12 protein-coding genes are annotated in these 13390 nt (G+C 70.4%); 6 read left to right on the forward strand and 6 right to left on the reverse strand.

Annotated elements, in window-relative coordinates; genetic code table 11:
• Positions 1-135: 135 nt before the first annotated feature.
• Positions 136-1233, reverse strand: coding sequence for a TDT family transporter (locus ACFWM2_RS05325; RefSeq protein WP_383274189.1), 1098 nt, complete (start codon positions 1231-1233; stop codon positions 136-138).
• 383 nt (positions 1234-1616) lie between these two features.
• Between ACFWM2_RS05325 and ACFWM2_RS05330 the strand changes: the two genes are divergently transcribed.
• On the forward strand, positions 1617-2372 hold the full coding sequence (locus ACFWM2_RS05330; protein ID WP_383273191.1) for a dienelactone hydrolase family protein: 756 nt from the start codon (positions 1617-1619) through the stop codon (positions 2370-2372).
• A 101-nt stretch (positions 2373-2473) separates the two neighbouring features.
• On the opposite strand, the gene ACFWM2_RS05335 is transcribed toward ACFWM2_RS05330, so the two are convergent.
• A complete protein-coding gene (locus ACFWM2_RS05335; protein WP_383273193.1) occupies positions 2474-3307 on the reverse strand; it encodes a hypothetical protein in 834 nt (277 codons plus the stop codon).
• Between the two features lie 280 nt (positions 3308-3587).
• On the opposite strand from ACFWM2_RS05335, the gene murJ reads away from it, so the two are divergent.
• From murJ to ACFWM2_RS05350, 3 genes are all read left to right on the forward strand, one after another.
• Positions 3588-5255, forward strand: a complete 1668-nt coding sequence (murJ, locus tag ACFWM2_RS05340; protein WP_383273195.1) for a murein biosynthesis integral membrane protein MurJ — start codon at positions 3588-3590, stop codon at positions 5253-5255.
• 62 nt (positions 5256-5317) lie between these two features.
• A complete protein-coding gene (locus ACFWM2_RS05345; RefSeq protein ID WP_383273197.1) occupies positions 5318-5506 on the forward strand; it encodes a hypothetical protein in 189 nt (62 codons plus the stop codon).
• A 93-nt stretch (positions 5507-5599) separates the two neighbouring features.
• On the forward strand, positions 5600-6337 hold the full coding sequence (locus ACFWM2_RS05350) for an alpha/beta hydrolase (RefSeq protein WP_383273199.1): 738 nt from the start codon (positions 5600-5602) through the stop codon (positions 6335-6337).
• An 83-nt stretch (positions 6338-6420) separates the two neighbouring features.
• On the opposite strand, the gene ACFWM2_RS05355 is transcribed toward ACFWM2_RS05350, so the two are convergent.
• The 4 genes from ACFWM2_RS05355 to ACFWM2_RS05370 all read right to left on the reverse strand — a co-directional run bounded on the left by ACFWM2_RS05355 (position 6421) and on the right by ACFWM2_RS05370 (position 9869).
• Positions 6421-7686, reverse strand: coding sequence for an SGNH/GDSL hydrolase family protein (locus tag ACFWM2_RS05355; protein WP_383273201.1), 1266 nt, complete (start codon positions 7684-7686; stop codon positions 6421-6423).
• A 296-nt stretch (positions 7687-7982) separates the two neighbouring features.
• Positions 7983-8486: a hypothetical protein gene (locus ACFWM2_RS05360; RefSeq protein ID WP_383273203.1), complete on the reverse strand. Its 504-nt coding sequence runs from the start codon at positions 8484-8486 to the stop codon at positions 7983-7985.
• A 275-nt stretch (positions 8487-8761) separates the two neighbouring features.
• On the reverse strand, positions 8762-9187 hold the full coding sequence (locus tag ACFWM2_RS05365) for a DUF6003 family protein (RefSeq protein ID WP_383273205.1): 426 nt from the start codon (positions 9185-9187) through the stop codon (positions 8762-8764).
• 208 nt (positions 9188-9395) lie between these two features.
• Positions 9396-9869 carry an STAS domain-containing protein gene (locus tag ACFWM2_RS05370; RefSeq protein ID WP_383273207.1) on the reverse strand — a complete coding sequence of 158 codons (474 nt, stop codon included), beginning with the start codon at positions 9867-9869 and terminating at the stop codon, positions 9396-9398.
• A gap of 486 nt (positions 9870-10355) precedes the next feature.
• Between ACFWM2_RS05370 and ACFWM2_RS05375 the strand changes: the two genes are divergently transcribed.
• Positions 10356-12170, forward strand: coding sequence for a hydrogenase maturation protein (locus ACFWM2_RS05375; RefSeq protein WP_383273209.1), 1815 nt, complete (start codon positions 10356-10358; stop codon positions 12168-12170).
• Between the two features lie 49 nt (positions 12171-12219).
• Positions 12220-13308 carry a hydrogenase expression protein HypE gene (locus ACFWM2_RS05380; protein ID WP_383273211.1) on the forward strand — a complete coding sequence of 363 codons (1089 nt, stop codon included), beginning with the start codon at positions 12220-12222 and terminating at the stop codon, positions 13306-13308.
• Positions 13309-13390 lie beyond the last annotated feature (82 nt).

Below are 13390 nucleotides of genomic sequence, written 5' to 3' on the forward strand. Positions count from 1 at the left end.
GGGGATGGGGGAGAAAAGGGGGAGGGCGAACACCTGCTAGGGGGGACAGGGCTCGAAGGGCTCCCGTCGCCCCCAGGCCTCCTCCCCCCCCCCCTCTCCCCCTCCCCGCTACGACGCGTACGGCGGCGGCCGTGGTCACGCCCTCTGTGCCGCGGCAGGGTCAGCCAGCAGGGCTCCGGAGATCAGCCCGCGCAGCGTGCCCGACCAGGTGACCACCCAGAGCAGGACGAGCAGTGTGAACAGGCCCACCGCGAGCCACTGGAAGGCGTCCAGCCCGGTGTGCCGGGCCAGCCCGGCCGTGGCCGTGACACAGGTGCCGATCGGGAAGGTGAACGCCCACCACGACATCGAGAACGGCATTCCGCGTCGCAGCGCCCGCACCGCGAGCAGCACGGACAGGGCCAGCCACAGCAGCGCGAACCCCATCACCGGTACGCCGTACACCACCGCGAAGGCACTCAGGGCGCGTGTGTAGGAATGGCCGACGGCCGTGTGCGCCACGTCCGCGAGCTGGCCCACCGCCGTGGTCGACTGGCCCAGCGGGCCCAGCACGATGAAGACCGCCGGCGTCAGGGCGAGCGGCAGCAGACCGTGCAGCATCAGCCGGCCGAAGATCAGCGGCAGCAGGGTGAGGGTGGCGAGCAGGCTCAGTCCGAACATCGCGTAGCAGCCGAGGAGCAGGGCCTCGCGCGGCTGCCCCGCGGGCAGATACGGAACCAGCGCGGGACCGACCGCCGACGCGACCATGGGCGGGATCACCGTCAGCACCCAGGCCGGCGAGGCGTCGGCCGGCTCCAGCCGGTGCCGTACGAGCATCAGATACAGGATCGTCGCGGTGACGGTCAGGCCGATCGCCGTGCCGGCGCTGAAGAGCACCGCGTCCACGACGACGGCGATGTGCTCGCCGAGAACATCGCGGCCCACCGAGAGCGTCGCGCCGCCGACCGACAGCAAGGCCATCGGGAAGCACCCGTAGTAGGGCGCGACTCCGGGGTCGAGGAGGTGGGCGCGCGCCTGGTCGCGGTGGTGCACCCAGTGCGCCACCCGGGCGGTGACCACGCCGGCGAGCATCACCGCCGACAGGGCCCACACCACCGTCAGGCCCGTCCGCAGACCCGGGATCCGGGGCAGCGTCGCCCCCGCGCTCGCGACGATCGCCGTCCCCATCACGGCCCCGTACCAGTTCGGCCCCAGATGTCTCAGCGGAGACGGCCAAGCGGTGGCGGTACGCATCACGTGTGGGGCGCGAGACGTGCTGGAGCGCGTAAGGATGACCATGGCACCATACTGGATTCCGTATACAACTCTCGACAGTCCCCTTGTTTCTATCGAGTCATCAGCACCGCTTATCAAAAGACGTCCCGGCGCTGAGCGACAACAACGAGGGGGGCGCGGCAGCTGTGGGTTCGCCCCACGTGCGGCCAACTGGTTACGGGCACGTTCCGATGGCCGCAAGGGCGATGGGCGGGCCGCGGCGACGGTGCGCCCTCGCGCCGAGTACGGAGCGAGGCCGGCTCCGGGAGACGAGGAGCCGCGTGTGACGATGATCTCGAAGGTCACGTGGGGGACGTGGACCTCGACGAGGATTCCGTGCACGTGGAGAGGCAGCAGAGATCATGACCGCCGTACAGGGCACAGCCGTTGACATCCCCACCCGGGACGGCACCGCGGACGCCTACCTGGTCCATCCCGGCGACGGAGTTCCCCGTCCCGCGGTGCTGCTCTACATGGACGCCTTCGGTCTGCGTCCCCATCTCAGGTCGATGGCCGACCGCCTCGCGGCGGCCGGTTACACCGTCCTGGTGCCGAACGTCTTCTACCGCCACGGGCGCGCACCCGTCGTGGAGCTGCCCGAGTTCATCGACCCGGCGGCCCGCCCCAAGATCTTCGAGAGCATCGGCCCGATCATCCGGGAACTGACATCGGACTTGGCGATGCGGGACGCCGCCGCCTATCTGGACTGGCTGGCCGCCTCCCCGTTCACCGCCGACGGTCCCGTCGCGCTCACCGGCTACTGCATGGGCGCCCGTCTGGCCGTCCTCACCGCCGGCACCTATCCGGACCGCGTCGCGGCCGCGGCCGGCTTCCACGGCGGACGCCTGGCCACGGAGACCCCCGACAGCCCGCACCTGCTCGCCGAACACATCACCGCGGAGCTGTACTTCGGCCACGCGGACCAGGATCAGTCCCTGCCCGAAGAGCAGATCAAGCGCCTCGACGAAGCACTCACCGCGGCGGGCGTCCGGCACCGCAGCGAGGTCTACACCGGCGCGCACCACGGTTTCACGCAGGCCGACACGGCCGCGTACGACAGTGCGGCCGACGAACGTCACTGGCAGGCGCTGCTCGCGCTGTTGGGCCGTACGTTCTGACGGGCGGGGCTTCACGGGCGGCCGTGGACTGTCCTGAGCGGTGAGGTGCGGCGCCCGTGAGGCAGCCGCGCCCGCTGCCCGGGTTCGCTACGGCGCCCGCCTCAACCCGACTGCGGCGCCGCGGCCTCCTGCACATGGCGCTCCTCGATGCTCGCGAGGACGCGCTGTCGCGCCAGCGTGCGCGCCGAGCGCAACTTGGCCTCGGCCGCGAGTAGCGGGATCCACAGCGACCAGCCCCAGAGGCTGAACGTGACCACTCCGGTCACCACCAGAAGGTTGTTCGTGGCGAGGGCCAGCGCGCAGGTCACCACGTACGCGGTAGTGCGGTGGGCCAGCAGGAAGCGCAGTGGCGCGTTGCGCCGGCCCTGCAACAGCGCGACCGCGGCCGCGAGTTCGGCGGCGCGCAGGTCGTCCCCGCCTGCCGCCGCCGGATCCACGCCGTCACCGCCGCGCCGCAGCGCGTCCGTGACCTGCTCGCTCAACTCGGCGGATTCGGCCCGTCGGGCCGCCCCTTGGCCGGCGGCGGCCCGGAAGTCGTCCCAGTAACCGCGGCCGGCCCAGGCGAGCGCCGCGTCGACCCGTGCGCGGGACGGCGACCCGGGCGGCGCCAGTTCGTCGACGCGGGCCCGCAACTCGACAGCACGCTTCGCGCGGCCCGGGTATTCGAAGGCGTCCGCGCGCAGGCAGAGTTCGAGATAGCAGGTGAGCAGTCCGAGGTCGTCCGGAGCAAGGGCGAGTCCCTTGCGGTACGCACTCTCCGCCTCGGCGTCGTGGTCGTCCTCGTCCTCGGCGGCGTGCGCCTGACCGAGCAGGCAATAGAGCACCGGTGAAGGCCCCACGTCGTCGAGTCCCGCCAGCGCCGTGCGTCGTACGGCCGCATGGCCGCCCGCCGCGAACAGCTCCGCGCACCGCTCCGCATACTGCTGCAGTTCCACGTCCCCACCCCTGATGTCCGGACCAGCACCCTGCGCGACGGCGGCGGCCGCTGTCAACGGTGCGAGGATCACGATTCACGCACGTCAGACGGGTGATGGGTCGCTCTGGAGGCCTCGGTGGAGGGCGCTCGCCCAGGAGGGGCGATGCGGGGGCGCCCGCGGGGACCCGCCGTACTCGTGGAGTTGGACTCTCGCCGCCAAGTCCCGCGCATGTGCGGCACATTGGGCCCCTGCGATCTTGAGGACGTAGGTTGACGGAATGCTGGAGGGGACGAAAGACATGGGGGAGACCCGGACATCGGGGCGGCGGGGGAGCGAGCGGCGCGCTGCCGGGCGGACGACGCCGGCCGGGGGAGGGCTGGCCCGGTCGTCCCTGCTGATGGCGATGGGTACGGTGGTTTCGCGGGCGACGGGACTGATCCGTCAGGTGCTGCAGGCGACCGCCCTGGGCACCGGCTTGCTGGCCAGTACGTACAACACGGCCAACACGGTGCCGACGAGCCTGTACACGCTGCTGATAGGCGGTGCGCTCAACGCCGTGCTCGTACCGCAGTTGGTGCGGGCCAGGGCCACCCGGCCCGACGGCGGACGGGCCTACGAACAGCGCCTGGTGACCCTCGTGGTGTGCGTGCTGGGAGTGGGCACGGCACTGGCCGTAGCGGCGGCTCCACAGATCGTGAGCCTGTACATGCGGGACACTCGCGGCAGCCACGAGGCGTTCGAGCTGACCGTGGTGTTCGCCCGGTTCCTGTTGCCGCAGATCTTCTTCTACGGCGTGTTCAGCATCTTCGGCCAAGTGCTGAACGCCCGCGAGAAGTTCGGCGCCATGATGTGGACCCCGGTCCTCAACAACGCTGTGCTGATCGGCATGTTCGGCGCCTACCCGGCACTGATGACCCTCCCCGGGCGCGTCGAGGACATCACGGCTGCCCAGGTCCGACTGCTGGGCATCGGGACGACTGCGGGCATCGCCGTGCAGGCCCTGGCACTGATCCCGTTCGCCAAGGCCGCCGGATTCCGGTTCCGGCCGCGGTTCGACTGGCGGGGCACCGGACTGGGCGCGAGCGTCCACGCGGCCAAGTGGACCCTGCTGTTCGTCCTCGCCAACCAGGTCGCCCTGACGGTGGTCACCAACTACGCCAACGCCGTGGACGCGAAGCTGCCGGACACCGGTGCCGGCTACACCGCCTACACCTATGCGCAGACCGTCTGGATGCTGCCCCAGTCCATCGTCACCGTCTCCCTGGTGACGGCGCTGCTGCCCCGTATGAGCAAGGCAGCCGCCGAAGGCCGCGTCGCGGACCTGCGAACGGATCTCTCCCGTGCGTTGCGGATCAGCGGTGTCGTCATCGTGCCGACCGGGTTCCTCTTCCTCACGCTGGGGCCGCTGATCGCCGTTCTGCTGTTCGCCCACGGCGCCGCCGATGCCGCTTCGGTCCAGCCGCTCGGGCACATGCTGCAGGCGTTCGGCCTCGGGCTCGTCCCGTTCTCCGCCCAGTACCTGCTCCTGCGCGGTTTCTACGCCTTCGAGGACACCCGCACCCCGTTCCTCATGGCCGCCTGCATCGCCGCGGTGAACATCGCGCTGGCCACCGGCTGCCATCTCCTGCTGCCCGTGCGCTGGTCCGTCACCGGGATGGCCGGCGCCTACACCCTCGCGTACTCGGTGGGCCTCCTCCTCACGGTGCGGCTGCTGCGCAGCAGGCTCGGCGGCCGTATCGGCGACGGGACCCTGCGCCGTACCTTCAGCAAGCTGGTGGCCGCCGCCGCACCGGCGGCGGCACTGGGCTGGGCCGCCGCCCACGCCTGTGCCGGCGCCCTGGGCACCGGCACCTGGTCCAACGCGATCGCGTTGACCGCCGGAACGCTCGTATTGGCCCTCGGGTATCTCCTCCTCGCCCGTCTGCTGAGGATCAGCGAGCTGCGACGCCTCCCCGGGCTGAAGTGAGAGATGCGATGAGTACGCGGCCGGCCGGGACGACGCCGGCCCGGGGGACGCGACCGATTGACTTGAAGCATCCCGAGGTGGAGCTGGAGCGGGACTCCTGGCTTCTCTTCGGCGGCGGCCGACTGATCGGATACGGCCTGGTGTGGGACGACTTTAGTGGCGAGCGGATCGACATGGACCTGCCGCCTGCCCCCTGTCTCTTGGTGCCTGACAGATCGGCGCGGGCAGAGGACACCCAGGCAGCCCCCTGAGTCCATCGACATCGGCCCCCATAGGCTGAACCCGCCGCATCCGAAACGACCCCACCGGGCCACATGACCAGCGGAAGGTTCCCCGCACCACACATGGACATCACTGTCACGCGCGACGTTCCCTGCATCGATCGGGCGGAGGCCACCCCGCAGCTTCTGGACGTCTACCAGCCGCGCACCGAGGGACCAGCCCCCGTCGCCCTGCTCTGGCACGGCAGCACCCCGGACGAGAAGGACGTGCTGGCCCCGCTGGCCGAAGAGGTGGCCCGCCACGGACTCGTCGTCTTCGTCCCGAACTGGAATCCCGCCGCTCCCGACCGCGGCCAATCCCAGCTCCTCGCCTCCCTCCGTCACCTGCGGAGCCGGGCCGCGCACTACAACGGAGACATCGACCGGTCAGTGGTGGCCGGCTGGTCCGCCGGAGCCGGTGCTGCCGTCGGTCTCGCCCTGGCACCCCGACCGGCCGACGACTGGAGCCCGTCGGCGGTCGTCGGACTCGCGGGACGCTACGACGTACCGGCGCGCAGCACCGGAATGGTGCCGCTCGACGATGTGAAGGGGCCGGCCTCCCCTGCGACGCCCGTGCACTTGGTGCACGGGACGATGGACGTCACGCTCTCCGGCGGGTACTCGCGGCACCTGCTGGAGGCGCTGGAGCACGTCGGCCGGCCGGTCACGCTCGCAGAGCCGGACACCGACCACGCGGGCGTCGTGATGACCGAGTTCGACCCGGCACTCGGCCGCTGCCGGCGCACCCGGTCCGAGCACGCTGTCCGCGCAGGACGGCAGACGGCACGCATCCTCGCGCAGGCGGTCTCGGCCACGTTCTGAACAACGCTGTCCTGCCTCGGCACACCCGTGTCCGTCCGCGCGGCGAGCGCCTGGGCGTCCCCGCGCGGACGCCGGGGTACGGCCTAGTTGTCCAGCAGGGCCAAGTTCACCGCGTTCGCGATGGCTTGGAGACCCGCCTCGTTCGGGTGCAGATGGTCTCCCGCGTCATACGCGGGCAGATAGCGCGTGGGGTGGGCCGGGTCGTGGGTGGCGGTGTCCTGGTCGACCACACCGTCACAGCCGCTGTCGGCGCTCCGGACGAACGCGTTGACGGCCTGTCTGCCGTTCTCGCCGTTCTGCGTCCAGTAGTTGGCGCCTTCGTAGGGGGTGAGGGTGGAGCAGAGGATGCGTATCCCGGCCTGGTGCGAGCGGGAGACCAACTGCTTCAGGCCGTCGATCAGTTGCGCGGCCGAGGGCGGATTGGCGTTGCCCAGATCGTTGATCGGGTCGTCGGAGAAGATCACCCAGCGGACGCCGGCCTGGCCCAGGACATCGCGGTCGAAGCGGTTGAGTGCGCTCTGCCCCGCACCGTCGGCGAGCAGCCGGTTGCCGCTGATGCCCTGATTGAGCACACCGACCGTGCGACCGCTGTCGGAAAGCCGCTTGGCCAGATCGTTGGGCCAACGGCGGTTGGAATCCTGTGCGGAGGCCACCCCGTCGGTGATCGAGGCGCCGAGTGCGACGACGGCGCCCGTCGCCGCCGGATTCTGGACGTCGAGGCCGGTCAGGAAGGCGTAACTGCCGGTCGTCGCCGCGCCGGGCAGGGTGGCGTCGTCACTGGCGTCACCGGCCACCACGTAGTTCGTCTGGGTGCCCTGCTGGTGATACGTCGCAGGACCGGTGTCCTCGGGCAGGTAGACGCTCACCGCGACATCCGAGAGCGCGCCGACCGCGAAGGCGGCCGAGTCACTGACCGCGGTCCCGCCGACCGGGACGGTCACCGCCGTCCGGCCACCGAACGTGACGACACGGTCGGTGGCGGTGTCCACACCGGAGCCCGAAGTGCGCTTGGCGATATGGACGTTGCCGATGACCAGAGGCTTGGTGCCGAAGACATTGGACAGCCGTACGCGGACGGCGCTGCCACTGATACTCGTGCGGGCCGTCTGCCGCAGCGTCTGCTGCTTGTAGCCGGGCCCACCGCTCTGCGGGGACACGGACCAGGTCCCGGTCCATGCGCCGTCGGCCTGCCCCGTGACATCACGAGCGGGGCTCACGCTCCTGGGCGTCGGCGTATCGGCGGCTGAGGTCGTCGGGTTGAGTGAGGGGATGAGCGCGCCGGTCGCCAAGGTGACCGTGAGCGCGGCGAGGCGGAGTATCGGGCGAGGCGCGCGAAGGCTGCTTCTCATGGGGGATCCTCAGATGTGGGGGGTCTGAGCGGCTCGGGGATCTCATCGGTGGGGTGATGGGATCGGGCGACAAATACCCAGGGAGACGCGGATCAACCCGGCGCGCCCGGCCGGTTGATGGCGGTGAGCAGAACTCCGCTGTTCGGCTGCCCGCGGCATTCCGCGTTCGTTCTTCCACGGTGCAGCGGAGAAACAGGACGATGCCCGCACAAGACGTCCAAAGGCGCCCGGCACAGCGTTCACACAGAAATGGCCCGCCGCCGGGGATTCCTGGCGGCGGACCATTGCCGTCGTTGTCAGTTGACCGGAGCGAGGTCCGTGATCTTGCGGGTCTGCAGGTCCGACTGGACCTTGACCTTGGTGACCTCGGCGGTGCTGCCGTCACCCCACGTCAGCGTGACCAGCGAGGTGGCGTGGCCCGCTCCTGAGCCGGTGTACTCGACCTTCCACTTCACGGGCACGTTCTGCGCGAAGAGGATCCCGTCGGCATGCTCCTTCGCCTCGAAATCGGCTACCTTCTTCTGCTCGGCGGCGCTCAGGTAGAACTTGCGCAGCGCCTTGGCGTTGGCGGCCGCCGTCGGGTCCTCGAGGTCCCAGACGGAGTCGATGTAGGAGCCGTAGAAGTCGGAGACGCGGGTCGTGACGGCGCGGGGGTCGCCCTGCACGGCGGTGGCGGCTGCAGTGCTCTTGGCGCTGGTGTGGGGAGTGGTGCCGGCCAGGGCGGGGGTGATCGCGGCCAGCGAGAGAGCGGCGGCGATACCGGTGGCGGCAAACAGCGTGGTGCGGGTACGAGAGTGCATTGCGAACGAACCTTCCCCGTAACGGCTTTCGCGGTCATTCCGCGAGTCATTGGTCACCGCATAAGAGCGCCGGGGCAGCGAAACAGTTGCGTTATTTCCCCGCTAATTCTGCGAACACACCAATGGCGTAATGGTTGTAGAGGGAAAAGGAAAGTAACGGCAAAGAGTTGTGTGCGCCGGGCGGACCGACGCCTTGCCCGAGCGCCGGGGGCGGCGCGCGCGACCGACGTGAACTCGGACCGGCGTTCGCCCGTGGCCGGCGCAGCGGCTGCGGGTCAGCCGTTGACGGCCTGGACGACGTCCTGCGGGTCAAGACCGGTGAGCTGCGCGATGCGCGGTGCCGGAATCCCCGCGGTGAGCGCACGGTGGATGAGGGCCTGCCAGTCCTGGGTGGTGGCCCGGAAGTTGATGAGTTCGCTCTCCATGTCCGTCACGGACTGCGGCGCGCACACCTGCTCCACCCGCACCGTCTCCTCCTCGGTGAGCGGGACGGGCAGTCGCTCGGCGTCCTCGGGAATGAGGATCTCGGCTCCGGCGGGGACGATCCTGACGCGCTCGGAGGACGCCGGAATCCCGTGCGCCTGGAGCCATCCGAGCACCGCGGGCGTCTCGGTGCACCCCAGTTCTCCGACCGCGGCCAGGGGCGCTCCCAGGCGCGGGTGACGGTCGGGGAGTACGAAGAGCAAGGCGTCGTCGGCCATCGTGGTGAGGTCACTTTCGTGGAGAAGCGGGGGGAGCAGGGACCCGATGCTAATCCCCCCGCGGGACGCACCGGGCCGGCACGAACCCACAACCCACCGATCGAGGCGGTGTTCGACTCCGCCCGTATGACTCCGTGACAAGACAGGGCGCTACGAGGCATGCGGTGGACGTTCCGGTCCCGCCGACGTCCGCTCGGGCTCGGGGCTCTCACGCGTCCTCGCCGTCCCGCGGGTGCTGCTGTTGCGGCACCGGCGCTGAGGGCGCGCCGCCGGAGTGCTCCCCGCCGTGGAGCGGAGGTGGAGGCCAGGCCGGGCGGTGCTCCGCCGGCAGGGCCAGCAGGGCCTGGCCGACCGTCGGTCGGGTGGGCAGCAACTCCGTGCTTCCTGTCTGCACCAGCAGATCCGTCAGGCGCCGCCCGGTTCCGGCCAGCATGAGCTGTCCGTCCCGCCGCTCCAGCAGCCACCGGACGGCAAGGAGGGCGTTGAGTCCCCGGGAGTCGCAGAAGACAAGGGCCGTCACGTCCAGCACCAGATGCCGATGACCGGCGTCCACACTGGCACCGAGCGTGGCCAGGAAGAGCGCCTCGCAGCTGTGGTCCAGTTCACCGCTGACCCGCAGGACCGCGCATTCGTCGCAGCTGGTGAGCTCGGTGATGGTCAGGCGGTCGGTCTGCGTGGACATCGCACCTCCTCCGTCCGGTCCTCGGGCGGGCCGCTCCGGCCGGCTCCGCGTACGGCGGCACCCCGGCGAGCCGAGGCAACACCCCGGCCATCCTCCCGAGGCCCTCGTGCGCGGATCGCCGTCCGCTTTCGGCGCTGTCGGATTCGGTACCCGTACGGGTGCGTGTGCCCCGCATCGCGGCGGGCAGCGGGGCAGGACACGATTTCTCGTCGGCCCGGCACGTGGGACGCAAGATCATCGCACCCGTGGAACAGGGCTGCGGCGTCGCCCGGCCGGTGGCGGTTCAACGGGCGCCGGCCGACGACGCGGCCGCCTCCGCAGCTCCCCTGTTCAGGCGTGAGTGCACGGCCGGACGGCGGATCGGCGCCTGCTTTCGGATGACCTCACAGCCTGTCGCCCGGGCCGACCGGTTCGGCGTACTCGACGATCGCAGTCGGCCCGGGGCACCTCTGCCCGCTCCGGCCCCTCGTCCGTCCGGAGGCAGCGGTGCACATCCTGCTCGTGGCCAGCGCGTTCAACAGCCTTACCCAGCGAGTCCACACCGCGTTGCGGGACCGCGGTCACACCGTCGCCGTGGAACTCGCCCTGCCCGGCGGGTCGTTGGAAGACGCCGTCCGGCGACACGCTCCGCGGCTGATCCTGGCGCCGATGCTGAAGACGGCGATCCCCCGGGAGGTCTGGTCGGCGCACACCTGCCTCATCGTCCATCCGGGACCCGTCGGCGACCGCGGGCCGTCCTCCCTCGACTGGGCGATCCACGAGGGCGTCGACCAGTGGGGAGTGACGGTGCTCCAGGCCGACGAGGAAATGGACGCCGGTGCCGTGTGGGCGTCCGTCCCGTGCCGGGTGCCACCGGTGGCGAAGAGCGACCTGTACCGCAACGAAGTCGGCGACGCCGCGCTCGCGGCCGTTCTGCTCGCCGTGGAGCGTTTTGCGGACGGCACCTATGTGCCCGTCGAACAGCAGGCGCAGGGTGCGGACGGCACCCCGCTGCGTACCCGGCCGTATCTCGACCAGAGCGTCCGGCGGATCGACTGGGCCGAGGACTCCACGGACACCGTCGTACGCAAGCTGCGTGCCGCGGACTCGCAGCCCGGTGTGCTGGACGTGCTCCTCGGAGGCGAGTGGTATCTCCACGGAGGCCACCCCGAGGACGAGCTGCGCGGCCGCCCGGGGGAGCTGCTCGCCACCAGGGCCGGCGCGATCTGCCGGGCGACGCAGGACGGCGCCGTGTGGATCCCCGAGCTGAGGCCCCGGCGTGGGCCGGGACAGCCGCCGACCTTCAAACTGCCCGCGGTGCGGGCCCTGGGCGACCGGCTGCCCCCCGTGCCCGAGCACACCGTGCCGCTGTACCCCGGCCCGCGGCACCGCACCTGGACGGACATCCGCTACCGGGAGAACGGGAACGTGGGCTTCCTGTCGTTCTCCTTCCCCGGTGGCGCGATGAGCACCGAGCAGTGCCGGCGTCTGCTGGACGCCTACCGGGAAGTGTGCGCACGCCCCACATCCGTGCTGGTACTGGGCGGCGAGCGCGACTTCTTCTCCAACGGGATCCACCTCAACGTGATCGAGGCCGCTGAGGATCCAGGGGCGGAGTCCTGGGCGAACATCAACGCCATCGACGACCTGGTCGAGGCGGTCCTGACGACGACGGACCGCCTGGTGGTCGCGGCCGTGTCGGGCAACGCCGCCGCAGGCGGGGTCATGCTCGCCCTGGCGGCCGACGAGGTGTGGTGCCGCGCGGGCGCAGTACTGAACCCGCACTACCGGCTGATGGGCCTGTACGGCTCCGAGTACTGGACGTACACCCTGCCGCGCCGGGTGGGTCCCGAGGCCGCCGAGCGGCTCATGCGTGAAGCCCTGCCGGTGAGCTCGTCGAGCGCCGGCCGCCTCGGCCTCGTAGACGAGGTGATCGAGTGCGGTCCTCAGGAGTTCGCCGCGGAGGTCGACCGGATGGCCGGCCGGATGGCGTCACTCACGGGAACAGAGGCCCGGATCGCCGCGAAGAAGGCGGAACTGGACCGGCAGACGGACATCGCCCCGCCGGCCGTCTTCCGGGCGCAGGAGCTGGCCCGGATGAGCCGGACATTCCGCGATCCGGACGCTTCGTACCACGCCCTGCGCCGTGCGTTCGTCCGGAAGGAAAGCCCGGCGGGCACACCGTCCCACCTCGACCTGGACGCGGCGGCAACGTCATCTCCGGTTGCGCGTGACGGCTCGGTGCCCACTGCCGATCTCGTCACTGAAACGGCCCTCGATGGTGTCTCACCGGGGCCGGATGGCTGGTACCAAGAAAAGTGATGGTCGAAATGGCATGCTTCGCCCCCACTCCTCCCTAGGAGGCGGTCCCATGACTGCGTCAACGCCGGACACGGTCGGCGCCGCGGACGCCGGAGATGCGCCCGCCGAAGAGACTCCCACGATCCACATCCTCTGGATCAACGCAGGCCTGAGCTGTGACGGCGACTCCGTCGCCCTGACAGCCGCCATGCAGCCGAGCATCGAGGAGATCGTGCTCGGTGTGCTGCCGGGCCTGCCGAAGATCGCCGTGCACTGGCCGCTCATCGACTTCGAGTGCGGTCCGGTCGGTGGCGCGGACACGTTCATCGAGTGGTTCTTCAAGGGGGAGCGGGGCGAGATCGATCCGTTCGTGCTGGTCGTCGAGGGGTCCATCCCCAACGAGGCGATCAAGCCGGAGGGCTACTGGAGCGGCTTCGGTGACAACCCGGAGACCGGCCAGCCGATCACGACCAGCGAATGGATCGACCGGCTCGCGCCCAAGGCGCTGGCCGTCGTCGCCATCGGCACCTGCGCCACGTACGGCGGAATCCACGCCATGGCCGGCAACCCGACCGGTGCGATGGGCGTGCCCGACTATCTGGGCTGGGACTGGAAGTCGCACGCCGGCATCCCCATCGTGTGCGTCCCTGGCTGTCCGATCCAGCCGGACAACTTCTCCGAGACGCTCACGTATCTGCTCTACCAGGCGGCCGGCGCCGCTCCGATGATCCCGCTGGACGACAAGCTCCGTCCGACCTGGCTCTTCGGTGCCACCGTGCACGAGGGGTGTGACCGGGCGGGCTACTACGAGCAGGGCCAGTTCGCGCTGACGTACGACTCGCCGAAGTGCCTGGTCAAGCTGGGCTGCTGGGGTCCCGTCGTCAAGTGCAACGTGCCCAAGCGCGGCTGGATGAACGGCATCGGTGGCTGCCCGAACGTCGGCGGCATCTGCATCGCCTGCACGATGCCCGGCTTCCCCGACAAGTTCATGCCGTTCATGGACGAGCCTCCCGGCGGAAAGGTGTCGAGCGCCGCCAGCGGTGCCTACGGCGCCGTGGTCCGCAAGCTGCGGTCCATCACGGCACGGACCGTGGACAAGGAGCCCAAGTGGCGCCACACCGGAGACCGGATCACCACCGGCTACCAGCCGCCCTGGTGACGCTCCGCCGCACGTAATTCCCTTCTGCACCCGTCCGACCCCGCACACCTCCTCCCGCGCAACGAAGGGCACGGCACACACG

The organism is Streptomyces sp. NPDC058371 (assembly GCF_042723265.1).
Lineage (GTDB): Bacteria > Actinomycetota > Actinomycetes > Streptomycetales > Streptomycetaceae > Streptomyces.